This is a genomic window from Caldibacillus debilis DSM 16016 (genome assembly GCF_000383875.1).
In the GTDB taxonomy this organism is placed as follows: Bacteria; Bacillota; Bacilli; order Bacillales; family Caldibacillaceae; genus Caldibacillus; species Caldibacillus debilis.
In genome coordinates this window covers 393324-419281 of sequence record NZ_KB912879.1, presented here as the reverse complement: position 1 = coordinate 419281, position 25958 = coordinate 393324, and the positions used below count along the sequence as shown (strand labels likewise).

Annotated in this window: 18 protein-coding genes; 17 read left to right on the top strand and 1 reads right to left on the bottom strand. The window is 49.0% G+C overall.

Annotation, left to right across the window (positions count from 1 at the left end; translation table 11 throughout):
* Positions 1-56: 56 nt before the first annotated feature.
* Both A3EQ_RS0102760 and A3EQ_RS0102755 read left to right on the top strand, forming a co-directional pair.
* The gene (locus A3EQ_RS0102760) at positions 57-257 is read left to right on the top strand and encodes a DUF3311 domain-containing protein (protein ID WP_026499694.1); all 201 of its coding nucleotides are present in this window, start codon (positions 57-59) and stop codon (positions 255-257) included.
* On the top strand, positions 254-1747 hold the full coding sequence (locus A3EQ_RS0102755; RefSeq protein ID WP_020153657.1) for a sodium:solute symporter family protein: 1494 nt from the start codon (positions 254-256) through the stop codon (positions 1745-1747). The genes A3EQ_RS0102760 and A3EQ_RS0102755 overlap by 4 nt, the downstream gene beginning before the upstream one ends.
* A 602-nt stretch (positions 1748-2349) precedes the next feature.
* Here A3EQ_RS0102755 and A3EQ_RS22400 read toward each other — a convergent pair.
* Positions 2350-2811 (bottom strand): hypothetical protein, encoded by a 462-nt coding sequence (locus A3EQ_RS22400; RefSeq protein ID WP_154652796.1) that lies wholly within the window; start codon positions 2809-2811, stop codon positions 2350-2352.
* A gap of 1315 nt (positions 2812-4126) precedes the next feature.
* Between A3EQ_RS22400 and A3EQ_RS0102710 the strand changes: the two genes are divergently transcribed.
* The 15 genes from A3EQ_RS0102710 to A3EQ_RS0102610 all read left to right on the top strand — a co-directional run bounded on the left by A3EQ_RS0102710 (position 4127) and on the right by A3EQ_RS0102610 (position 25831).
* Entirely contained in the window at positions 4127-5563 is a 1437-nt protein-coding gene (locus A3EQ_RS0102710; protein WP_020153649.1) for a 6-phospho-beta-glucosidase, read from the top strand.
* Between the two features lie 840 nt (positions 5564-6403).
* Positions 6404-6754 carry a PTS lactose/cellobiose transporter subunit IIA gene (locus A3EQ_RS0102690; protein ID WP_051091385.1) on the top strand — a complete coding sequence of 117 codons (351 nt, stop codon included), beginning with the start codon at positions 6404-6406 and terminating at the stop codon, positions 6752-6754.
* Between the two features lie 691 nt (positions 6755-7445).
* Complete coding sequence (locus A3EQ_RS0102675; RefSeq protein ID WP_020153642.1) at positions 7446-8345, top strand: ROK family protein; 900 nt, start codon at positions 7446-7448, stop codon at positions 8343-8345.
* Positions 8346-8621: 276 nt separating this feature from the next.
* Positions 8622-9632, top strand: coding sequence for a sugar-binding protein (locus A3EQ_RS0102665; RefSeq protein WP_020153640.1), 1011 nt, complete (start codon positions 8622-8624; stop codon positions 9630-9632).
* A complete protein-coding gene (locus tag A3EQ_RS0102660) occupies positions 9613-11061 on the top strand; it encodes a sensor histidine kinase (protein WP_020153639.1) in 1449 nt (482 codons plus the stop codon). Before A3EQ_RS0102665 ends, A3EQ_RS0102660 begins: the two co-directional genes overlap by 20 nt.
* Positions 11062-11067: 6 nt before the next feature.
* A complete protein-coding gene (locus A3EQ_RS0102655; RefSeq protein ID WP_020153638.1) occupies positions 11068-12501 on the top strand; it encodes a response regulator in 1434 nt (477 codons plus the stop codon).
* 133 nt (positions 12502-12634) lie between these two features.
* Entirely contained in the window at positions 12635-13882 is a 1248-nt protein-coding gene (locus A3EQ_RS0102650) for an ABC transporter substrate-binding protein (RefSeq protein WP_169382641.1), read from the top strand.
* 131 nt (positions 13883-14013) lie between these two features.
* On the top strand, positions 14014-14988 hold the full coding sequence (locus A3EQ_RS0102645) for a carbohydrate ABC transporter permease (RefSeq protein WP_020153636.1): 975 nt from the start codon (positions 14014-14016) through the stop codon (positions 14986-14988).
* 5 nt (positions 14989-14993) lie between these two features.
* Positions 14994-15809: a carbohydrate ABC transporter permease gene (locus A3EQ_RS0102640; RefSeq protein WP_040369043.1), complete on the top strand. Its 816-nt coding sequence runs from the start codon at positions 14994-14996 to the stop codon at positions 15807-15809.
* 304 nt (positions 15810-16113) lie between these two features.
* Positions 16114-17106: a LacI family DNA-binding transcriptional regulator gene (locus A3EQ_RS0102635; RefSeq protein ID WP_020153634.1), complete on the top strand. Its 993-nt coding sequence runs from the start codon at positions 16114-16116 to the stop codon at positions 17104-17106.
* A gap of 269 nt (positions 17107-17375) precedes the next feature.
* Positions 17376-18656, top strand: a complete 1281-nt coding sequence (locus tag A3EQ_RS0102630) for a sugar ABC transporter substrate-binding protein (RefSeq protein WP_020153633.1) — start codon at positions 17376-17378, stop codon at positions 18654-18656.
* A 101-nt stretch (positions 18657-18757) separates the two neighbouring features.
* Complete coding sequence (locus A3EQ_RS0102625) at positions 18758-20014, top strand: carbohydrate ABC transporter permease (RefSeq protein ID WP_020153632.1); 1257 nt, start codon at positions 18758-18760, stop codon at positions 20012-20014.
* Positions 20015-20016: 2 nt separating this feature from the next.
* Entirely contained in the window at positions 20017-20868 is an 852-nt protein-coding gene (locus A3EQ_RS0102620; RefSeq protein ID WP_020153631.1) for a sugar ABC transporter permease, read from the top strand.
* Positions 20869-20974: 106 nt separating this feature from the next.
* Positions 20975-23038 (top strand): beta-galactosidase, encoded by a 2064-nt coding sequence (locus tag A3EQ_RS0102615; RefSeq protein ID WP_020153630.1) that lies wholly within the window; start codon positions 20975-20977, stop codon positions 23036-23038.
* A gap of 51 nt (positions 23039-23089) precedes the next feature.
* Positions 23090-25831, top strand: coding sequence for a glycosyl hydrolase 53 family protein (locus tag A3EQ_RS0102610; protein ID WP_020153629.1), 2742 nt, complete (start codon positions 23090-23092; stop codon positions 25829-25831).
* Positions 25832-25958 lie beyond the last annotated feature (127 nt).

The following is a 25958-nucleotide window of genomic DNA, read 5'->3' as shown; positions in this document are numbered from 1 at the left end:
CCATGGAAGACGGGCAAGGTGTTTATGTTCACTTAAAACCGGGGGAGGAAATGAGGATGAAAGGAATTCGTTGGCTGATTGTCGTTCCGTTCCTCGGCATGCTCGGGGGAATCCCCTTTGCCAACCGGGTGAAGCCGTATGTTTTAGGGATGCCCTTCCTTCTCTTTTGGGTCGTCCTCTGGGTGGTGCTCACTTCCCTCATCCTGTGGGTGGTTTACCGCTTCGATCCGGAAGCGCGGGAGGAGGAAGGAAAATGAATGCCGCCCTTGCCGTCATCGGCGTTTTTCTTCTTTTGGCGTTCTATTTGGGCGTGCGGGCCCGCCAGGGAAAGGACATGAATTTGGAACAATGGACGGTGGCAGGGCGCGGATTCGGGGCGATCTTCGTGTTTCTCCTCATGGCGGGGGAAATTTATACGACGTTCACTTTCCTGGGGGGAAGCGGCTGGGCCTACGGCAAAGGCGGGCCGGCCTTTTACATCATTGCCTACGGCTGCCTGGCCTACGCCTTGTCCTACTGGATGCTCCCAAAAGTGTGGAAATATGCCAAAGAACACCGGTTGATGTCCCAGTCCGACTTTTTTGCCCACAAGTACAAAAGCCCGATGCTCGGGGTTCTCGTTTCCCTCGTCGGGGTTGTCGCCCTCATTCCCTATTTGGTTCTGCAATTGAAAGGTTTGGGAATTATCGTTTCCGAAGCTTCTTACGGAAAGATTTCGCCTGCCGCCGCCATTTGGCTCGGGGTATTGGCGGTCACGGTCTATGTGATGATTTCCGGCATTCACGGTTCCGCCTGGACGGCGGTCGTCAAGGATTTCATGATTTTGGCCGTGGCGGTATTTTTGGGTATATATTTGCCCGTACATTATTACGGCGGAATCCGGCCGATGTTCGAGGCGGTGGAAAAGGCGAATCCCGGATTCCTCACCTTGCCGGATCAAGGGATGAGCGTATCCTGGTTTATTTCCACCGTGCTGTTGACGGCCCTCGGCTTTTATATGTGGCCCCATACCTTCGGATCGGTGTATTCGGCGAAAGGCGCCAACGTCTTCCGGAAAAATGCCGTCCTATTGCCGATTTATCAGCTGGTGCTGTTGTTCGTCCTTTTCGTCGGATTCGCGGCGATTTTGCAAGTCCCGGATTTGCAGGGATCGGACGCGGATTTGGCTTTGCTGCGCCTTTCCATCGCCACCTTTGATCCCTGGTTTGTCGGGGTGATCGGAGCGGCGGGGCTGTTGACGGCCATGGTGCCGGGTTCGATGATTTTAATGACGTCGGCCACATTGTTGGCGAAGAACGTTTATCAAGTGTTCTCGCCGTCGACGACCGAGGAGCGGGTGAGGAAGCTGGCCGTTTATCTGGTTCCCGTCATCGCCCTCGTCTCTCTCTATTTCACTTTCCGCGGCGGGGAGACGATCGTCGCCCTGCTCCTGATGGGTTATAATCTGGTCACCCAGCTCTTTCCGGCGCTCTTCTTCAGCTTGTTTAAAAATCAATTTGTCACAAAATACGGAGCGGCTGCGGGAATTGTGGCCGGCGTGGCGACGGTGGCCTATATTACGCTATCCGGAACGGGGATCGGCACATTATTCCCCGGACTGCCTCAAGCGGTCAAAGATTTGAACGTCGGGATCGTTGCTTTGGCGGTGAACTTGGTCGTCACCTTGGCGGTGAGCGCGTTTCCGCCCAAATTCTTTCGTTACGCCGGGAAAAAAAATTCGCCGGACGTAAACCTGGATGTGAAGTGAATTTGGGAAAAGGGACGGTTCCCGAAGATGAAAGCAGAACAGGCATGGTCCGGTTGAAAGGGAGGAGGGGGGAACCCCGGCCTGCCGCGGGCATGGCTCGCCCGGATGGTGCCGCAAGAAGAGGCAGGCGGCCAAGAGGGGAAAGGGGAAAACCTGCCCGGCGGTCCGTCATTGGCCGCCGGGCTTTCCGGCTGGGCGATGGAGAAAAGGCATGAAACCCGCAGAGACTCTTTCATGTGTTTGTTTTTCTGCCGGATTCAACATGGATCAATGCGCCATGGCAAGGGCGCTGCCCCTAAAGTGAATGGGTTCTTCTCCGCGGAACGAAACCTTTTTGGATCCGGGAAGAGCGAAAGCCGCCGGAAAAATCGGTCTCACCTTTCATCGCCCGTCGGTTTTTATTGATCGTTGACCGCCCCTTCGAGCGCCCGGGGCGAATTTTTCAGCAATAAAGGATATTTCCGGTTCAGATATGCCTTGATCGCCTCCATTTCCTGCTCCGACGGGACGGCGCCGGCCGGAGGCAGCGAATCTTTGGAAAATCCCTCCGATGACAAATAGGCTTTCAGAACTTCGCCGATCTTTGATAAGGCGGCTTCTTTTCAATCATATTTGCCGTTTTCGTCAAAAGAAACGTTCTCGAAGGAAATATCCAAGATTTTATACGGTTTCCTGTTCTCCGTTTCGTCAACGAGTTGCATCATGAGCAGGAGATTTCCGGTTTTTCCATGACCCCATTTTTTATTTTGCTGATGGGAATTTCCACGATTTTTTCTTCCGAGACACACAAATACTTTGTCTGTTCTCCCATTCTCTTTGCCCCTTTTCACGCCGTTTTTTATCAAAGGGATTGCTGAACAAAAAAATTTTCCAAAAAACGGGCGTTTTCCTGCATTGACATTTTCTAATTCCGAAAATCGTTGAATATGGGCCGTCATTCGGCGGATAGGGCGAGTGCTGAAAAATTTGCAGGCGAGAAAACGGTACGCGTGCGTATTGGATGGGCTGAACTGCAAGGCAGTCACAGGTCGGCGGGTCTGCCGTAACCCTCCTATGCCGATCATCCGCAAAACTTCGGGGTTGATCTTGCACGGGGACGTGCGCCTTCAGGCGGAGGCGTCCCTAAGGCCCCGTTCAAAAGGTCCGCCCGGTGGAAACCGGACGCCGGAGGATGGACCGCCCGCTTTTTCCCGACGGTGAAACCCTGAAACTTTTGACAGAGGCCGCCCCGATGTCTTTCCATGAATCGTGCAAAAGTTTCCGTTGACAAACGGAAAAAATCCGGTCTTACAATAAAAGCCGTTCATCGTACAATAGAATTGGCGGCAAGGTGCCGAAGCGAGAAACCGGCGGTTCGCAACGGGGGCGTATTTGGCTTCAGAGAAATTTGCCGTCCCATGGGTCTGTGGCTGTTTGAGAGGCAGGACGCGATGCCGGAGATTCGGGATGCGGGAATGGATTCGCCGAAAGAGGTGATGACGGATTCCATTACTTTTATCATGGTCATTTGATGGCGGCGGCTTATGCGGATCCGGAGTTCGGTCGACGTTCAGGAAAAAATTTTGCCGCGGCCGCGGCGGTCAAGGGAGAAAGTCACAGGCTGGCGGATTGCATGAAACCGAAGCTGTAACCGTTATCATATCGGATGGCATGGAAGCCGTTCGCCCGCCGAGCCGTTTTTCCGGTGGAAAGGCGGCAGGGCTTCGTTTCTCGGTCCCGGGACGGACAGGGTATCCCGTGGATCGCCGCAAACGGAAGCGCTCCATGATCGCCCCTGTGGCCCATGTTTTTGGCTCTGCGTAAACGGCAACCAACCGGCGGCTGCCGGGTCGAGGACGATCCCGTAAAATTGTGGAACCGGCGTTTTCGGCAAAAGAAGGAAATTTTTGCCTTGCTGAAGAAAAAGTATATGGATCCATTTGGCGGCATTCGCTCCGAATCTCCGCCTAAAATTGAAGCGAATGGAGGGGGCCGTCCTGCGGCAGGGGAGCGTTCATCCATGCCAGGGGCGATGGCCTTTCGGCCGGATTAATCCGGACGGCCTCCAATGACCGGGGGCGGCTTTGAACCAGGCCGATGTTTCCGACCGGATCAAGCCGGACGGCCGCTTTCTGGGATCGGTTTCGTAGGAAGCCCGGGATAATCTCCTTTCGGCCGGAAAAACGGGCGGGCGCCGGGGCCGTTTCCGGCGTTTTCACTCCGGTTCTTTTCATGGCGGCCGCCGTCAGAGACAGCGCTTTCACCGGTTTCTTCGGCCGTAACCTTTGCAGCAGATCATTCGGGCGCGCAGTTATTGAATTTGCGGTTCGCAAAAATTTGCACCGGGCGGCAAGTCCGCCTTTTATTGAAAAAGATGCATTCGAAAAGGAGGAGACTGACATGGCAAAAAAAGGACTGCCGGAAAATTTTTTGTGGGGAGGGGCCGTTTCCGCCCACCAGCTGGAAGGTGGCTGGGATAAGGGAGGAAAAGGGATCAGCATCGCCGATGTGATGACCGCGGGAAGGCACGGGGTGCCGCGGAAAATCACGGACGGCGTCCAGGAAGGCTATTATTATCCGAACCATGAAGCCATCGATTTTTATTCCCGTTATAAGGAAGATATCAAATTGTTCGCGGAAATGGGATTCAAATGCTTCCGCACCTCCATCGCCTGGACGAGGATTTTTCCCAACGGCGACGAGGACCGGCCCAATGAGGAAGGCTTGAAATTTTACGACGATTTGTTCGATGAATTGCTGAAATACAACATCGAACCGGTCATCACCCTTTCCCATTTTGAAATGCCCTATCATCTCGTGAAACATTACGGCGGCTTCAGGAACCGGAAATTGATCGATTTCTTTGTCAAATACGCGGAAACGGTGATGAAGCGGTATAAGGATAAGGTCAAATATTGGATGACCTTTAATGAAATCAATAATCAGGCCGATGCGGACAATGATTTCTGCGTCTTCACCAACTCGGGGATCCTTTTTAAGGAAGGGGAAAACCGGGAAGAAACCATGTTCCAGGCAGCCGTCCATGAATTGATCGCCAGCGCGAAAGTGGTGAAGCTGGGCCATGAAATCAATCCGGATTTTCAAATCGGCTGCATGCTGGCCTTTGTTCCGCTCTACCCCTATTCCTGCGATCCGGACGATGTGATGAAATCGGTAGAAGCCATGCGGAAGCGCTGGTTCTTCGGCGATGTCCACGTCCGGGGCGAAATTCCCGCCTATGCGAAAGCCTACTGGGAAAATAAAGGGTACCGGATCGAATACACCCCGGAAGACGAGGCGATTTTAAAGGAAGGAACGGTGGATTACATCGGTTTCAGCTATTACACTTCCGCCGTCGTCGCCGGAAAGAATGAGGACGGAAGCCCGGCCGAAGAGGGCTACGGCCGCCTGGTCCCCAATCCGCATTTGAAAGCGAACGATTGGGGCTGGCAAATCGACCCGGTGGGCATCCGCTATGCGCTGAACGTGCTGTATGAACGGTATCAAAAACCGTTGTTCATCGTTGAAAACGGCCTTGGGGCGAGAGACAAGGTGGAAGAAGACGGCTCGATCCAAGACGACTACCGGATCGCCTATTTAAGGGAGCATATTAAGGAAATGAAAAAGGCGGTGGAATTGGACGGGGTGGATCTGATCGGATACACGCCGTGGGGCTGCATCGATTTGGTAAGCGCGGGCACCGGGGAAATGGAAAAACGGTACGGGTTTATTTATGTGGACAAGGATAATGAAGGAAAGGGAACGCTGGAAAGAAGGAAGAAAAAATCTTTCTACTGGTATAAACGGGTCATTGAAACGAACGGCGAAGAACTGTGACGACAAGGATGTTGCCCGATCGCCATCTATCATCCATTGAAACGAACGGCGAAGGACGGTGACCTTTAATCGGAAAGGAAAAGGGAGATGCGCTTCCGTTTTCGCCTCCCTTTTCTTCCTGCCGGCAAGCATTTTCCCGGGGCATCGGCCGACCGGAAAAAGTTCCTTTGAAAAAATGCCACAAAATTCATATGGCGGATGGCGCCGCTTGGGAAGGGAATCCTGTTTCAGCGGTGGGAAAGAGGGGGAATGCCACGCGCGATCCCAGGAAGAGGGTGAGCCCTCCTCTATCATTGCCTGAACTGGAGGTCTTCCTTACGGCGTCCCATCCCGGTTCGACGGGAGGACCCGCTATCATTGCCGCGTACCGTAGGGGAACCCGGTTTTATCGGCCGGGAAGTCTTTGAAACCGTAGGGGTCTTAAGGGAAAATCCGGGGACGGGGAAGAGCTTTGCCTGCTGCATTCAGTTCTTCGATTTGTCTTAAGGGAATATCCGGGGACGGGGGAGGCCGGCGGGCGCCCGACCCGTTGTCCGGTCGGCATAAACCTGCGAAGGATGCGGGGAAGTTTTTTCCCTTTTCAATGGAAAAAGCGGCCACGTCTTCGCGTTTGTGTAAAATCTTTTGGAACTTCTCTTGGACAAATGTGGCACTTCACCGGCCAAGTTCTCATATTTGCGTGAAATCCCGCTTCCCGCCCCGGGAACACAGCCTTCCGGAAATGGAACCGCTTTGCGCCCGCTTCTTTTTACAGCAATTTTTTGGACTTCATCGAAAAAGCGGAGCAAACGGATGCCGGCATGGCCCGGTTGTTCAAATCCATACATCCGGTTGAAAGGAATGGACCGCGTGGCAGAGATCAAAATGGAAACGATATTTGAAATGATCCTCCATGGCGGCAACGGAAAAAGCCATGCCATGGAAGCGATCGAATTGGCGAAGGAAGGAAAGTTCGAAGAGGCTGAGGCGAAACTGAAGGAAGCGGATGAGGCGTTAAACCAAGCCCATCATCTGCAGACTTCCTTGATCACGGATGAAGTGAACGGCAACCCGTCCACCGTTTCCCTGCTGATGGTCCATGCCCAGGATCATTTGATGACCGCCATGACCATGAAAGATTTGGCCAAACAATTCGTGGATTTATATAAATTGCTCCAAACGAAAGGGACCGATCGAAAAAACGGCGAATGAACCCGGGTCTTCCCCGGTTTTCTTTCCTTGATAAGAGAATTTAACGCGTTTCTTTCCGATTTCGCGACAGAGGGCCGGTGCAAGCGACGGCGGGCGGACTCGGCAGACCGAATCCGGTTCTTCCGGATCCGGAGATGCCTAAGCGGCGGAGCGGAGGCTCCGGTTGGCTCTCCGCCGGAATAACGCATTTCCGCCGGGAGAAACGGGAGCGTCCGCAAGCTGCGTTTTTTGGTCTCGTCCATGGATGCGGGAAGAGGAGCGCACGTGATTTTCGGCGCCATTCAAGGATGCGGGGCAGAACCGATAGAACAAAAGGATTTTCGGTTCATCGGCCGGAGAGCCGTGCGAACGCCTTCAAATGGCACCCCGCCGGATGGGGAGAAAGGCGGCATCCGCGCCCCGACGAACGCTGTTTAATAAATGAATGTTTCCGCTTGGGCATTTACTTTGTTGCCGATGGCAACCCTTGCCAGGAGACCGACGGAAGATCTTGTCCGGATATTCCTTTTTTGCAGCGGCTGCATCTTGCTCCAAGCGGGAAGATCCCGCTTAGGAATCAACCGTACTGCAGTGAGCGCTTATCGACTTCAATGAGAACCGCGTTGAATTGCCTTAGGAATCCACCATGTTGCAGTGAGCGCCTTTTTAAAGCGGGCGGAGCGAATCGGGACGAAAAGGTGGGGAGGACGGAATGAAGAAATATATCGTTTTTGACGTGGGAGGTACGAAAGTAAAGCATGGATTGATCGGGGAGGACGGAAGGTTTTTGGAAAAATCCGCCTACCCGACGGAAAGGGAGGACCTTGACCGGTTTGTGGCCGATATGGTCGAGGCGATCCGCCGCTACCGGGATGCGCATGCCGTGGAAGGGATCGCCATCAGCCTTCCGGGCTATATCAATATTGATACCGGCTACTCCGAAAAGGCCGGGGCGGTCACCGCCTTGCATAAAAAGAATTTGAAGGAGATATTGGAGGAACGGGTCCATCTTCCCGTGGAAATCGAAAATGACGGCAACTGTGCCGCCATCGCCGAAAAGGTGAGCGGGAACGCGCAGGATTGCGACGATTTTATTTGCATGACCATCGGCACCGGGATCGGCGGCGGGATTTATTTGAACGGGGATATTTACCGCGGCCGCCGGTTCATGGCCGGGGAATACGGCATGATGATCACCTATTTGGACGGCGGGACGATGCGGAATATGCATGAAACCTCCGGCACGGCCAGTTTGGTCTTCCAATACCGGCAGCTGAAAAATCTTCAGGAACCCGTGGAAGGGGAAAAAATCTTTGCGGAGGCGAAAACCGACCCCGACGTCAAGGCCCTCCTCGACCGGTGGATCGGCCATATCGCCAGGGGCGTGTACAACCTTGTCGTCACGCTGAATCCGGAAAAAATGCTGATCGGCGGCGGGGTCAGCGCCCAGCCCTATTTGATCAAAGAAATCAACCGGCAGCTGGAAGGGTACGAGTTCTGGGATGATTTTAAAATCCCCGTCGTCCCCTGCAAATACCGGAATGACGCCGGCATGCTCGGCGCTTTCTATCATTTTCAAAAGATGCGAAGGAAAAGGCAAGCGGAAAGGTAATATTATCTTTCAACCTCTAGAGCAGGCGGCTGCCCGTGAAAATCCGCGGTTTTGCTCCTCTGCTTTGGAGGATATTTTTTTATTGCGGGTTGGTTTAAAAGGAAAACCCTTCCATTGTCTCGGACGGCGGATTGGCGCGGCTGTAGTCTTATGGGTTTTACGTAGAGGCCATCCCTTTCCACAAAAGGAACATCCCCGCATGAAAAAAGGACGACGCCCATTTTCTCAACAGGAAGATTTTTCCCATAAAAGAAAATTCCATAAAAGGTGAAGCTTATGAGACAAAGGTTCGCTTTTTTCGTCTTTATTCTCCTTTTTTCCGTTTGTTTCTTTCTTATGATGTATTACGGCGAGAAGACTTTCTTCGTAAAGAAAACGGCGAAAAGTGGAGCGAAGAAACAGGCCTACCATTTCGTCCTTATCCCTGAAGAAACGGATAATGAATATTGGCGCATCATCGAGAAAGGGGCGAGGGAGGCGGCGGAAAAATACAATGTATATTTGGAGTATCTGGGTCCGAAACGGGCAAATATGGGCGAACATGTGCGGATTTTGGACAAAGAGATTGCCGGAAAAGTAGACGGGATTATGACCCAGGGCATTTCGGAAGATCATTTTACCCCTTTAATCAATAAAGCGATGGATCGGGGGATTTCCGTGGTTACCGTCGATGCCGATGCCCCCTACAGCAGAAGGGAAGTATATGTCGGCACCGATAATTACGCCGCCGGTTTTTTGGCGGGGCAAGCCTTGCTTGAGGATACGGAGGGAAAACAGGTCGTCGGAATTGTGACGGGCCGTTTCGATGCTTCCCATCAACGGCTGCGTGTCCAAGGATTTCGGGATGCCGTTGAAAAAGAAAAACGGATCGAAATCGCAGGGATCAAAGAATCGGGAATTTCCAAAACCGGCGCCGTCCAAGCGACCTATGATCTATTGAAAGAGCACCCCGATATTACCGCATTTTACGGCACGAGCGCTTTGGACGGGCTTGGAATCGCCCGGGTCATAAGCACCATGCGGCCCAATTCGGATCCGTATATCATCACCTTTGATACTTTGCCGGAGAACATGGATTTATTGCGGGATGGGAAAATTGATGCCATTGTTGTGCAACATCCTTATGAAATGGGCTATCGGGCCGTGGAGATGCTGGTGGAATTGAAAAAAGGAAATCATCCGGAAAGATTGCAATATACGGAAAGCCATATTTTAAGGCAAAGGGATTTGGACCAATTTTTGAAGGAAAACAAGGGGTTATTCGGCGATGAAGACGATCCGGACTAAATTGATCGCCTATTTTTTGGTTTTTGTCCTTTTGTTCAATTGCGCGGCCACGGCGATTTATTTAAGCAGCAGCCAATTGCTGAACGCCTATGATTCCGGGATTGACCGATTTTTCATTTTGAATTCCATCTCGCAAACGATCACGGAACTGATCGGCAAGGTGAACCGGTTCGTCGTGGAACGGGATGCCGGATACGTAAAGGATTTCCAACAATTAAGAATGGAACTGGAAAATAGGAAAGATCTTCTCGATAAAGAGATGTCCGGATTGGATCCATACCAATTGAAAAAATATGAAAATATGATCGGCACATTCATCGAAGAAAGCGAATTAACGATCGGATTTGCCTTGAAAGACGACATTGATTTGTACAACTTTCATTTGCAGGAGGCGCAAAACACTTCCAACTACATCAAAGAAACCACGCTCGATTTGATTGATTTGGAACTGAACGAATACCAAGCCTTCTATCGGCAACTGAACGAACGGAATGAAAATTTCCGCAAATTTATTGTCTTTTTATTCCTGACCTCGACTTTGTCGGCTGTATTCTTCGCCCTGTGGTTTTCCAAAGAGTTAAATCAGCCGATCCAAGCTTTGACCAAAATGGCCAGGGAAGTTTCGGCCGGCAATTTGGAAGGGGAGGCCCTGAAGATCCGGACCAATGACGAGTTGAAAATATTAGGGGAAGCCTTTAATCAAATGCGCGGCAATATTCGCGATTTGATTGAAGAAATCAGGAAAAAATCGGAACAGGAACAGCTTTTGAAGGATTTGGAATTGAAACATTTGCAAAACCAGATTCAACCCCACTTTCTTTTCAATACTTTAAATACCATTTCCCGAATGGCCTTTTTGGAGGAAGCGGAACAGACCATGAAGTTGATCGAATCGGTTTCGTCCCTGCTCCGGTACAGCCTCGGGGATCTGAAAAAATCCGTCACTTTGGCGGAAGAAATCAAAGTCGTGGAGGATTACTTTCATATTCAGCGGACCCGCTTTTTCGACCGGATTTCCTTTTCCGCGCATATCGACCAAAATTGTTTGGATACGGAGATCCCCCGCCTGATATTGCAGCCGATCATTGAAAACGCTTTTATCCATGGGGTGGAAGGAAAGGAAGAAGGCGGAGAAATCCGCTTGTCCGTCCGTCAGTCGGGAGACGTTGTCATCGTCGAGGTGAAAGATAACGGAGCCGGTATGGCCGAAGAAAAGATTCGAAAGTACTTATCGATGGATGCCGGTCGTCCGTCCGACGCGCATACCGGCCATACGACCGGTTTGGGGTTGGAAAATGTCATCCGCAGGTTGCAGCTGTTTTACGGAAAAAAAGAGGTCATCAACATTTCTTCCAAATTGGGCGAAGGGACAACGGTGCAATTGTTTTTGCCGAGAAAACAACGGACGGCAAATCGGGAAAAGGGGTGAAATGATTTGGATATAAAAATTGTATTGGCCGATGATGAAATGATCGAACGAAAGGCGATGAAAAAAATCATCGACGAACATTTCGGAAAATCCGTGGTCATCGGGGAAGCGGCCAACGGACGTCAGGCGATCCAACTGGCGAAAGAAAAGAAACCGGATTTGATGCTGATGGATGTCAAGATGCCCGGAATCGACGGACTGGAAGCCATCGAAACGATCCGGAAGGATCATCCGAACATGAAATTTATCATGGTCTCCGCCTATGATTCTTTCGAATATGCGAAAAGGGCGATGAAAGAGGGCGTCAAGGAGTATATCCTGAAACCTGCGACAATAAAAGAAACGGTGGAAGCCATCATTCGCGTTTACAAAGAAATTGCGGAAGAAAGGGAGCGGGCGGAAAAGGAACAAAAATCCCGCGAATTTACGAAACGTTTGTTTATGCAAAAATTGGCGGAATATGACGTGAATGACGAAACGGTGGAGTTGCAAAAGGAGATCTTTCCCTCCTTCCGGTCGGGATTGTTTCTGATCGGAGAGTTTTCCCATGAAGCGGACGTAGATGGCTTCATCCATGCCTGCAATAATTGGCGGGAAGGATCGGCGATTGCAGATAAAAAAAGAAATCAAGCGAGCGTCTTAATCCTCAGCGGCAAGAAACTCGCAAAGGCGGATGTGCTATCTTTTGTTCGCGAATGCTTCTTATCGACGCCCAATAAAAAATGGATCGGGATCGGCGACATTTATGAAAGACTGAAAGATCTCCCCAAGTCTTATCAGGAGGCGCTATTAACCCTCCAACATTTAAAGAAGGCAGATCACGCGGGTTACGGTTTTCCCCATGTACGGAAAGCCGGCGGGACCAATTGGCCGGAAGAAATCTGCGATTGCCTGTTTGCCGATGATTTAACGGGCGCGCTTAACCGGCTGCAAGCCTTTTTTTCCGCGAGTGGACAAAGGGATGCCGTGCAAGAATTGTATTTCAAGATCAAACAGAGGCTCGGGGAAAAAGGGATCGGGACGGACGAATACGGTTTTAAAGACATACTTTCCTTGCAGGAATGGCGGGACTTCCTCCATTTTTGTTGCTTGCAAGTCTCTTCCTACCATCAATCCCAAGGATATATAGAAAGGGCAAAAGCCTATATCCAAGAACATTATCAGGAACCGGTCGCTTTGGAAGACGTTGCCAATGTTGTCGGCTTAAGTCCGCCCTATTTCACCAAATTGTTCAAAGAAAAAACGGGGCAAACCTTTATCGACTATTTGACGGAGATCCGGTTGAAAAAGGCCAAAGAACTTCTTTTGGAAAACCGGTTAAGCTTAAAGGAAATCAGTTATCAGGTAGGTTATAAGGATCCGAACTATTTCAGCCGGGTGTTTAAAAAATATTTCCACCAGTCCCCCCGAAAGTTTCAAAATCGCATCTTAAAAAAATGAAGGTTTTATTAAAAAAGTACAGATTATTTTCCCTAATCCGAAAAATTGGTTAGCGTACAATAAGATTTGAAAGCGATAACAATTCGATTGGCAAGGGGGGAGGAAATTGAAAAAATTCCGTTTGTTGCTTGCGATGTTTATCGCCTTTTCGATCGCTGTAAGCGGATGTAATAACAAGTCGCAAACAAGCTCCGGAAAGCAAAAAGAAGAAAAGAAACTGGAAATCTTCAGCTGGTGGACCGGAGCGGGCGAAGAGGACGGCCTGCTGGCGCTTTTGGAATTGTTTAAAGAAAAATATCCGGATATTGAGGTGGAGAACGCCGCCGTTGCCGGTGGAGCCGGCACCAACGCCAAGGCCGTTTTGGCCACCCGCATGCAGGGGAATAATCCGCCATCTACCTTTCAGGTGCACGGCGGCCAGGAATTGAATGCCAGCTGGGTCGCCGCGGGGAAAATGGAACCGTTGAATGATTTGTATGAACAGGAAGGATGGATGGACAAGTTTCCGAAAGATTTGATCGATATGGTGAGCGTGGACGGAAACATTTATTCCGTTCCGGTCAATATTCACCGTAGCAATGTTTTATGGTACAACAAAAAGATTTTTGAAGAAAACAATTTGCAAGTGCCGGCAACTTTCGACGAGTTTTTTGATGTCGCGGAAAAATTGAAGGCCAAAGGCATTACGCCGCTTGCTTTGGGGGACAAGGAACCGTGGACGGCGACCCATATTTTCGAAAACGTGTTGCTGGCCAAATTAGGACCTGACGGTTACAATGCGCTGTGGAGCGGCGAACTTTCATTTGACGATCCGAAAGTAAAAGAGTCGGTTGAAATTTTTGGGAAAATGCTTTCCTACGTCAACGAGGACCACAGTTCCCGAAATTGGCAGGACGCCTCCCAGCTGGTGGCAAAGGGGGAAGCGGCGATGAATATTATGGGGGACTGGGCCAAAGGCTATTTTGTCAATGACATGAAATTGAAAGTCAACGAAGATTTCGGCTATGTGCCGACGCCGGAAACGGACGGGTATTTTATGGTCGTCACCGATACGTTCGGACTGCCAAAGGGTGTAAAGAATGCGGATGATGTGAAGAAGTTTTTAAGCGTGCTGGGTTCCGTGGAAGGGCAAGACGTATTCAATCCGTTGAAAGGCTCCATCCCGGCGAGAATCGACGCGGATTTGTCCAAATACGATCAATACGGGAAAGACACCATGGAAGATTTTAAAAACAGCAAATTGGCGCCGAGTCTTGCCCACGGGTCGGCAGCGCCCGAAGGCGTCTTGACCCGGGTGAATCAGGCCGTCAATATATTCGTTACCCAGAAGGACGTCAATCAATTTATCGACGCCCTGAAAACTGCGGCGCAAGAATTATAGGAAAAAGGGGGGCACTCCCCCTTTTATCCATGCGAAATCACTCCGGATCGATTGATTTTTTCTGTCGGTCCAAAAGACCGTCCGACCGTCTTGTTTCAAAGTGGAATCAGCATCTTCGGGAGAGATGATCGATGGAACCTGCCAAAGATTTGCAATTGAAAAAGCGGACGCCGCCGATTCTTGGAAAACGAAAGAAACGGTTGTCGGCAGACCAATGGCTTGCCGTCCTGTTTATATCCCCGTCCGTTGTTTGTATTGCCGTGTTCGTATACGGATTTATCGGATGGACGGGATATGTGTCCTTAAGCAACTGGAACACGATCGTCCCCGATTTTTCCTTCGCCGGATTGGAAAATTATCGGTTTTTGTTTCAGGATTTCCGCTTCCAGGCGGATTTGCGGAACACCCTTTTCTTCTCCGTTTTCTTTATCGGACTCGTTATTGTGATGGGCTTGGGTTTGGGCATTTTGCTGGATCAAAAAATGGTGCGGGGCGAATCCCTGTTCCGGAATCTCTTCTTTTTTCCGATGGCCTTGTCGTTTGTCGTCACGGGGGTGGTTTGGCAATGGATTTTAAACCCGTCGACCGGAATCAATCTCTTTTTAAAGCCTTTCGGCATCCAGCCGAAATGGTATACGGACACGACGATTTATGCCGGCTTTCCATGGGGAAAGATTGAGTTCGGGGTCCCAGCCGCAATCATTGCCGTGGTCATTGCGGCCGTTTGGCAGATGACCGGTTTTGCCCTGGCGATGTATTTGGCCGGCCTGCGCGGGATTCCCGACGAGCTTCGGGATGCGGCCCGCATCGACGGGTGTTCCGAGTTCCAACTTTACCGGAAAGTCATTATCCCCTTGTTAAAGCCGATTACGGTCAGTGTGATGATCATGATGGCCCATATTTCCTTGAAGATTTTCGATTTGATCTATGCCATGACCGGTCCGGGGGCCAATTTCGTCACCGATGTGCCCGGCGTGTTCATGTTTGAAACGACTTTCCGCGGGAATTATTACGCGAACGGGGCGGCGATCGCCATCATCATGCTGCTTACGGTTGCCGTATTCATCGTTCCCTATTTGCGGCACAGCAGAGGGAGGGAACAATGATCACCATGGCTGTTCTGAAACGTTCCCTGATTTATCTTGTCCTCATCGTGTGCAGTATTTTCTTTTTCATGCCGGTATACGTGATGGTGATAACCAGCGTAAAGCCCCTTGAAGAAGTTTCGCTGGCCGGGATGTGGTCATTGCCGTCAAAGATCGATTTCACCAGTTACAGCGAAGCCTTTGGGAAACTTGCACCGAACTTTCTCAATTCCGTGTATCTGGTTGTCCCGGCCACGGTCCTTTCGGCGCTCCTCGGGGCGATGAACGGTTACGTCCTGTCCAAATGGCGGTTTAAAGGGTCGGAAACCTTGTTTACGTTTATGCTGTTTGGAATGTTTATTCCCTATCAGAGCATTTTGATTCCCTTGATCCAGTTTTTACGGGATATCGGGCTTTACAACACCATTCCCGGACTGATCCTTGTGCACGTCGTTTACGGGATTCCCATAACCACGCTCATGTTTCGCAATTTTTACACCAGTATCCCGGATGAGATGATCGAATCGGCGAAAATCGACGGCGCCGGATTCATAAAGATTTTCCGTCACATCATGCTGCCTTTATCCGTTTCCGGTTTTGTCGTCGTCGGGATCTGGCAGTTTACGAACATATGGAACGAGTTTTTGTTTGCCGTCACCATTACCCAATCGGATAAGCAGCCGATCATGGTTGCCCTGCAAAATTTGTCGGGCAGCCAAATCGTCCAATGGAACGTGCAAATGGCCGGGGCATTGCTTGCCGCCTTGCCGACGCTGTTTGTATACATCCTTTTGGGCAAATATTTTGTTCGCGGATTATTGGCGGGATCGGTAAAAGGATGACTACGGCACCTCCTTTGTTGCGAAATTTGGGAAGCCCGCCATATCCATTGTGCCGCATCCTTTAATATTGATTGGGAAGTTATCAAGGATTGATTTTCATGGAAGGTCATTCCCTCTGCCCGGCCGGATGGCGGCAGGGGGAATTTTTATTTTTCTCAAAGACCGGTCCAAGGAGCGGGATTCTTCCCTTTGACTTGACCGCTGAAACATCGGAATGGTATAAAGTTAAAATAAGGAGTAAAAAATTTTACTTGCGGTCAAGGGGCCGTTTACGATTGGCGAAGAGACCATCTGGAGGTGCAATATGGCGACAATAAAAGATGTTGCGGCTGAGGCAGGCTATTCCATCGCCACGGTATCCAGGGTGTTGAACAATGACCCGAATCTTTCCGTTACGGAAGAGACCCGAAAAAAGATTTTTGAAGCGGCTGAGAAGCTGAATTACCGCAAAAAAACTATCCGTCCGCTTGTGAAAAACATTGCATTTTTATATTGGATCACGGATAAGGAAGAGCTGGAAGACGTTTACTTTAAGACGATGAGAATGGAATTGGAGAAGTTGGCAAAGGCAAATAATGTGGAATTAACCACTTATAAAATCACCGACGGGATCGATCAAGTCCCCGATGATATCCAAGGGTTTATCGCCGTCGGGGGTTTTTCCGAAAAAGAGCTGGACCGTTTGCGGAAAATTACCAAGTGCGGCGTTTTTTTGGATACGGCTCCGGATCCCGATCATTTCGACTCCGTCCTTCCCGACTTGAAACGGATTACAACAAGAGCGATCGATTTTTTTATGGAAAAAAAGCATACGGAAATCGGTTTTGTCGGCGGCACCTATTATAATCCGAATACCGGCGAGGATGAAATGGACATCCGGGAGCGGACCTTTCGAACGTATATGCAAGAAGCGGGACTTTTAAAAGAAAGCTATATTTTTTGTAACCGGGGCTTCTCCGTCGAAAACGGATACCATTTGATGAAGAAAGCGATTCAGCGATTGGGGGAAGATTTGCCGACAGCATTTTTCGTCGCCTCGGATCCGATTGCCGTCGGCTGCCTTCAGGCGTTGAATGAACATGGCATCGCCATACCGGGCCGGGTAAGCATCATCAGTGTTAACAATATCAGCATAACCAAATACGTATCCCCTCCCCTGACCACCTTTCATATCGATATCCATGAAATTTGCAAAAATGCCATTCAATTCTTGCTTGAACAGGTGCTGGAAAAAAGGAAAACCGTGAAGACCTTGTATATCGGAGCTAAATTAATCGTAAGAAAAAGCACCAATTAAACCTATTTCCCGTGGCGGATCCTTAGAAAACGCGCCTCTTTGAAACCGAGATGCGGATTTGGCCGAAAATTGCGCGTGCCCGGGGCCCATATCCTCGATCCCCTTCCCCGGGTGGGGATGGAGGCGACAGGGATTTTTCTTCCATTAAGTAAAATATTTTATTAAATTATAGTAAAATAATTATTTACAAGTTTTACTTAATATGCTATATTTATTTTAGTAAAAAAAGCGTTTTCAAATTAGTAATTATTTGAGTGAAGGGAGAGTCGATGATGGGTAAAGGTTTTTTGCGCGCGGCTTTGAGCATGTTCGCCTTGAGCCTGGTTTTGGCCGGCTGCGGCCCAAAGGAAAGCGGCAATGAAAAATCTTCCTCGAAATCGAAATCAGGCAAAGATTATGATTTGCTGGTATGGGAAGACATCGAAAAATCCGAGGGGATTAAAGATGCGATTGAGCAATTTGAAAAAGAAAATAACGTGAAGATCAAAGTTGTGGAAAAACCCTATGCCCAGCAACTGGAAAATTTGCGGCTTGACGGCCCTGCGGGCACCGGCCCGGATGTCTTTACCATGCCCGGCGATCAAATCGGAACTGCAGTGACGGAAGGTTTGGTCAAGGAGTTGAACGTCGGGGAAGATATCCGGTCCATCTATACCGACGTTGCCATGCAATCGCAAATTGTAAACGGCAAAGTTTACGGTTTGCCGAAAGCGGTAGAGACGACCATTCTCTTCTATAACAAAGATCTGATTTCCGAAGATGAACTGCCTTCCACTTTGGAAGAATGGTACGAGCTGTCCAAAAAAATGACCGACGGCAAAAAGTACGGACTGTTGGCTTTGTGGGATCAAATCTATTATGCCCAAAGCGTGATGAGCGCTTATGGAAGCTATATCTTCGGGAAGGATGAAAACGGGAATTATAATCCGGAAGATATCGGCCTGAACAATGAAGGCGCCGTAAAAGGTGCTGAATTTATCAAGAAGTTTTATCAAGACGGACTTTTCCCGAAAGGGATGATCGGGGAACAGGCGATCAATGTTTTGGATTCCTTGTTCTCGGAAGGAAAGGCGGCTGCCGTCATTTCCGGTCCGTGGAATCTGGAACCTTATAAAGCCGCGGGGATCAATTACGGTGTGGCCAAATTGCCTGAAGTCACTCCGGGGAAAAACATGAGTTCTTTTCTGGGGGTAAAAAGCTACAACGTAAGCGCCTATTCCAAGAATCCTGAACTCGCGGAAAAACTCGTGATTTTCTTGGCCAATGCCGAAAATTCAAAGAAACGGTATGAAATTACGAAAGAAGTGCCTGCCGTAAAAGCGTTGGCCGAAGATCCGGCAATCACCCAAAATGAAGGGGCCCGGGCCGTCGCGCAACAATCCCAGTTTTCCGAATTAACCCCGAATATCCCGGAAATGAATGAGGTTTGGACTCCGATTGATTCCGCTTTGCAGACGATTGTAACAGGAAAAGCGGATGCGAAGAAAGCTTTGGATCAGGCGGTGCAAACGATCAAAAATCAAATTAAAGCCAATCACGGGAAAAAATAAACGGGTTTTTGAGGGGATGGTGTCAACTATTAAAAGGCAATAGTCGGCACCATTCCTGTCTTTCCATATTCATATCCTGATCGTTCAAGAGGTGAAGACGAATGCCCCACAGGAAAATCGCCCTGCTTTTGTCGCTCATTCCCGGGCTGGGCCAATTTTATAACAGGCAGTGGATCAAAGGAGCGGTTTTTTTTATTTTAACCATCGCCTTTTTCTCGGCATTTTACGATTTATTGAACATGGGTTTTTGGGGAATTGTCACTTTGGGTACGGAAGTGCCGCGGGACAACTCGATTTTTTTGCTGGCGGAAGGAATCATCGCCCTCATCGTAACCGGGTTAGGGCTCCTCATTTATTATTTCAACCTGCGTGATGCCTACAGAGTCGGGAAATTAAGGGATGAAAATAAGCCGGTCGGTTCTTTAAGGGAAGAATATCACAATTTGATCGAACAAGGTTACCCCTATCTGTTGACCGGACCTTCCTTGTTCATCCTGATTTTTGCGGTGATCTTCCCGATCTTATTCAGCATCGCCTTGGCATTTACCAATTATGATCTGTATCATTCTCCGCCCGCGAAATTGGTCGATTGGGTCGGCTTGGATACGTTTAAAAAGATTTTTACGGTGGACATTTGGCGGTCGACATTTTTTGACGTCCTGGGCTGGACGATCGTTTGGACCGTTGTTGCTTCCACTTTGCAAGTCAGCCTGGGAATCCTGATGGCGGTCATCGTCCATCAAAAGGATCTCAAATTCAAGGGTTTGATCCGAACCGTTCTCATTTTGCCATGGGCCGTGCCCGGATTTGTGACGATTTTGATTTTTTCCGGACTGTTTAACGACAGCTTCGGAGCGATTAACAATCAGATCCTGGCCTTTTTTGGCATTGATCCCATTCCGTGGATGACGAATGCCCAATGGACCAAGCTCGCTTTGATCCTTATGCAAGGTTGGCTTGGCTTTCCGTATGTATTTTTGGTAACCACAGGCGTTCTGCAATCGATTCCGAACGATCTGTACGAGGCGGCGACCATCGACGGGGCCTCGGTGTTTTCGAAATTCAGATACATTACGCTTCCGTTGATTTTAATTTCCATCGCGCCGATCATTATCACCCAATTTACATTCAATTTTAACAACTTTAACATCATTTACTTATTTAACGGCGGCGGTCCTGCGGTGCCCGGTTCCACGGCGGGAGGCACCGATATACTGGTTTCCTGGATTTATAAGCTGACGATGCAATCCAGCCAATATTCCTTGGCGGCTGCCTTAACGATTTTGCTTTCCACCTTCGTCATCCTCATTTCCTTATGGTTTTTCCGAAAATCCCGGTCGTTTAAAGAGGGGGTGTAGGGATGCGGCTCGATATGAAAAAAAGGAAATTCATTCGCCTTCTTATCTCCTATCTCATCTTGGGTTTCATGATGGTTATCATCATTTATCCGCTGCTTTGGACGGTCGGTGCCAGTTTTAATCCGGGCAACAGCCTGGTCAGCACATCCATCATTCCGAAAAATCCTACGCTGGACCACTATAAAGAGTTGTTTGAAGGAAAAGAAAGCCTGCAATACGTACAATGGTTTATCAACTCGATGAAAATCAGCTTTTTTACCATGATTGGCAGCGTGATCACGGTATCCTTTTCCGCCTATGCCTTTTCCAGATTCCGTTTTAAAGGGAGAAAGAACGGACTGACTTTGTTTCTGCTATTGCAAATGGTTCCCCAGTTCTCCGCATTGGTTGCCCTGTTTGTGCTGGCACAAATGCTGGGAATGATGAACAGCCATTGGCTGCTGATCTTCTTGTACATCGGCGGGCTGATTCCGATGAATACCTATCTCATGAAAGGATATTTAGATTCGATTCCCGTCGATTTGGATGAAAGCGCGCGAATCGACGGCGCCAGTCACACGAAAATCTTTTTCCGCATATTGGTTCCGCTGTCCAAGCCGATGATCGCCGTTGTGGCGATGAACGGATTTACCGGGCCGCTCGGAGATTTTGTGCTGTCTTCGGCGATATTGCGGACGCCGGAATCTTACACGCTGCCGATCGGGCTGTATAACCTGGTCAACCAAGTGATGGGCGCCAGTTACACAACCTTCGCCGCTGGGGCGATCTTGATCAGCATACCGGTGGCAATCGTCTTTCTCATGTTGCAAAAGAATTTCGTATCCGGTCTGACCTCAGGCGGAACGAAGGGATAACCCTTCAATTTTGACCTCGGGTGGAACGAAAGAGAGATAAATCATTTTTTGTCTCAGGCGTTACGAATAACCGACAAAATCATTTTTGCAAAAAGGAGACTGCAGGATGGTAAGGAAAACATACGTGACAGACGCCAAATATTTCTTGCACGGTGGCGATTACAATCCGGACCAGTGGCTGGACAGGAAAGATATTTTGGCCGATGATTTGAAGTTCATGAAGATGACCCGCACCAATACCTTTTCCGTCGGGATTTTTTCCTGGAGCATGCTGGAGCCGGAAGAAGGGGTATACAACTTCGAATGGCTGGATGAGATTTTCGACAATATTTACAAAAACGGCGGGAGAATCATTTTGGCGACGCCCAGCGGCGCCCGCCCGGCATGGATGTCGCAAAGATATCCGGAAATTTTGCGGGTCAATGAATACAGGATGAAGCAATTGCACGGAGGAAGGCACAACCACTGTTTCACTTCAAAAATCTACCGGGAAAAGACGCAAAACATCAACCGCCTGCTGGCGGAAAGATACGGGAAGCATCCCGCCTTGTTGATGTGGCATGTTTCCAACGAATACAGCGGGGAATGCCATTGCGAAAACTGCCAAAACGCATTTCGGGAATGGTTGAAGAAAAAATATAACAATGACTTGAAGGCGTTGAACGATGCATGGTGGACCGCTTTCTGGAGCCATACTTACACCGACTGGTCCCAGATCGAGTCGCCGTCCCCGATCGGGGAAAACAGCATTCACGGCCTGAAACTGGACTGGAAACGATTTGTCACCGATCAAACCATTTCCTTCTTTGAAAATGAGATCGTGCCGTTAAGGGAAATCACGCCCCACATACCGATTACGACCAATTTTATGGCCGATACCTATGATTTGATCCCCTTCCAGGGACTGGATTACAGCAAATTCGCCAAACATGTGGACGTGGTCAGCTGGGACGCTTATCCCGCCTGGCACAACGATTGGGAAACCACTGCGGATCTGGCCATGAAAGTGGGGTTCATTAATGACCTATACCGCAGTTTAAAACAGCAGCCGTTCATATTGATGGAATCGACGCCGAGCGGCGTAAACTGGCAAAACGTCAATAAGGCGAAACGGCCGGGGATGCATATTCTTTCCTCGCTGCAGATGATCGCCCACGGTTCGGACAGCGTCATGTATTTCCAATGGAGAAAATCCAGGGGATCCGCGGAAAAATTTCACGGTGCCGTCGTCGATCATGATAACCGCAGCGATAACCGGGTGTTCAAAGAAGTGGCCAAGTTGGGTGAGATACTGGAGAAAATAGGAAAAATTACCGGTTCAAACCGTCAATCGGAAGTCGGAATTTTATATGATTGGGAGAATAATTGGGCCTTGAATGACGCGCAAGGTTTCGCCATGGAGACGAAGCGATATCCGCAAACCCTCCAGGAACATTACCGGTTTTTCTGGGAACGGGACATCCCGGTGGATGTAATTACAAAAGAAAAGGATTTTTCCCGATACAAGCTGTTAATCGCCCCGATGCTTTATCTGGCAAGCGGGGAAACCCTCGGAAAACTAAAGGAATATGTGAAAAATGGCGGTACTTTGGTCATGACTTATTTGAGCGGCCTCGTCGACGAAAACGACTTGGTCTACCTGGGCGGATGGCCGAAGGAACTTCAGGAAGTTTTCGGGATCACTCCCCTTGAGATCGACACCTATTACCCGAAGGATAAAAACTCCGTAACCTATGAAAATAAAACTTTTGTCGTAAAAGATTATGCGACGGTCATCGAAAATCGAAGCGCGGCAGTTTTAGGGGAATATTTGGAAGATTTTTACGCCCATACGCCGGCAATCACCGTCCATCCCTTCGGAAAAGGAAAGGCTTATTTTCTGGGAGCGCGCCTGGAAGCGGCTTTTCATCAAGCTTTTTATGGCAATTTAACGGAGGAATTGGGGATTAAACCGCCCGTAACGGTGAGGCACGGCAAAGGGGTTTCGGTGCAAGTCCGCAGGGATGAGGCCCATGAATATGTGTTTGTGATGAATTTTACGGAAGAAAAACAGCCGGTCGCATTTGAAACCGAATTGAAAGATCTGCTTACCGGCGAAACCCTTTACGGTGAAACGGTTTTGGAAAAATACGAGGTGAAAATTGCGGAACGGTCCCTTTCATCGAGATAATTCAAACCCGGTTGCGGGACCACCTTCCTATAGCTTAGGTGGGGGTGCGAGATGGAAAGGAAACGTTTAAACATCAAAAAAATAAACGTCATTATGGCCTCCGTTGTTTTGCTGTTTTTCAACAGTTTACAGCCAAACGGTTTTGTAAATGCGGCAGGGATATTGGATCAAACCGAAGACAGTTATTTAAAAAACGGCGGGTTTGAAACGGATTTTTGGGAAGATCATTCTTGGCAAATTGAAACAGATAATTGGGATTTTTTAGATATCCGACACTTTCCCTACGGAAACGATCCGTATATCGAACCGGATGAAGGGAATTTCGCTCTCAAGTATTGGGTCAAGGATTCGGCCGAAGGGACGGGATCTTTTACCATCAAGCAAACGATCGATAAACTTCCGGCAGGATATTATGAACTGTCGGTGAGGATCATGGGCGGGACGGGCGATGAAGCGGGTGAAGTGGCCCTCTTTGCGGGGGAAAGTATAACCAATGCTGCCGTTACCAAAGGCTATAACCAATGGGAGACGATTAAGTTGAAGTTTGAATGGAAGGAGGACCAACAGAATATTACTGTGGGTGCCGCTGTTTCCGGTAAGCCGAACGCTTGGGGATACATCGATCATTTTCGGTTGGTGAAAGTCCCGGAACCTGTACAGGCTGATCTATTTGTGGAGCGAGTGGACGGCATTAGTAAAAATTTTATTAAAGGAGCGGATGTTTCCAGCATCATCGCGTTGGAAGAGAGCGGGGTAAAATTTTATAACTTCAAGGGAGAAGAACAGGATATTTTTCAAACATTGGCAGAGGCCGGGATCAATTATGTCCGTGTACGGGTCTGGAACGACCCTTATGATTCCTCGGGAAGAGGCTACGGCGGAGGAAATAATGATCTCACAAAAGCGATCAAAATCGGGCAAAGAGCGACCGCAAACGGGATGAAGGTTTTGGTGGATTTCCATTACTCGGATTTTTGGGCGGATCCGGCCAAACAAAAAGCGCCAAAAGCCTGGTCAAATTTAACTTTTGAAGAAAAGAAAGAAGCTTTATATGAATATACAAAAGAAAGTCTGCAAGCTTTAAGGAATGCGGGCGTTGACGTCGGAATGGTTCAAATCGGCAATGAAACGAACGGAGGTCTTGCGGGGGAAAAAGAATGGCCAAAGATCTGCGAATTGTTTAATCAAGGAAGCAAAGCCGTCCGGGACGTCAGCAAGGATATCCTCGTCGTTTTGCATTTTACCAACCCCGAGGTTCCCGGCGGATACGAAACGATTGCGGAAACATTGAATAAAAACCATGTGGATTATGATGTTTTTGCAAGCTCCTATTACCCGTATTGGCACGGTTCGCTGGAGAATTTGACGGCCGTATTAAAACATGTGGCGGACACGTACGGGAAAAAAGTGATGGTTGCGGAGACATCCTATGTCTACACGTACGAGGACGGAGACGGCCATGAAAACACCGCTCCAAAATCCGGTCAAACATTAAACTATCCGGTCACCGTTCAGGGACAAGCACATGCGATAAGAGATGTGATCGATGCGGTTGTGCAGGTGGGCGAAGCAGGGATCGGCGTGTTTTATTGGGAACCCGCTTGGATACCGGTAGGTCCTCCGGAAAATTTGGAGAAAAATAAAGAAATCTGGGAGAAATATGGGTCGGGTTGGGCCACCCGTTTTGCTGCCGAGTATGATCCTGAAGACGCGGGCAAATGGTACGGGGGAAGCGCGGTTGATAATCAGGCGTTGTTTGATTTTCACGGCCATCCGTTACCTTCCTTGAATGTTTTCAAATATGTGGATACCGGAGCAGTAGCCCCTTTGAAAATTGATGAAATAAAAAACATTTATTTAAGTGTTTATGAAGGGGAAAAAATTCCTGTCCCCGAAAAAGTATCAGTGGTTTACAATGACGGTACGGAAAAGTCGGAAACCGTCGCATGGGACGAAGCGGCGATTGAAGATGCGGTCCGGAAAGGCATTGGCCGATATGAGATACGGGGGAAAGTCTTGGGAATTTATAACGTTACCATGTACCTGGAAATTAAACCGAAAAATTATGTTTTGAATCCGAGTTTTGAAGAAGAAGACAGAAGTATGTGGAAAATCACATACAGAAACGGCACCTCTCCCCATACCGATTTTTTGAACAAGGCTTCCGATGCAAAGACGGGGAATTACTCTTTGCATTTTTATTCAGACCAAGCGGTGGATTTTATGGTGGAACAGACGATTACCGGATTGGAGCCGGGTTATTATAACTTCAATTTATTCCTGCAAGGTGGAGACGCGAAAGACGCAGAAATGTACATTTTTGCCGATACGGGCGAAAAATTATACAAAACGGGGACTTCCGTCAACGGTTGGGCAAATTGGGTGAATCCGGAAATTAAAGGGATCCTTGTTTTGGACGGTACGGTTACAATCGGGGCGAGCATTAAAGCCGGAGCCGGCGCCTGGGGAACTTTGGACGACTTCTATTTATATCGGGTCGGGGATTATACGCCGGACGGGGAAAAAGGCGGACAGGGAGAGACCGGGAATCATGGAGGAACGGGAAACGGCCAACAGGAAAATGCAAAGGATGAAAAAGAGGAACAGGGAATTTTAGTGCCTGATAAATTCGCAAGGGGACATCATCCTGAAGCGGAAAGCAACGACCCGGCTCGGAAACTTCCGGACACCGGAACCAGCCATTTTCAAATATTATTGGCGGGAGCGGTGGTCTTATTCACGGGTGCCCTTTTATTCCTGAAGGCAAAAAGATTATCCGGTCAAAAATCTTAAATAGGCCGTATCGCGGCATCACATGATGATAAATAAGACGGCATTTTCGGGATCGATTGATAGGGTGTCTGGCAGTAAGACACCCTTTTTGTCAGGGGAGAAAAATTTTAAATGTTAACATTTTTTG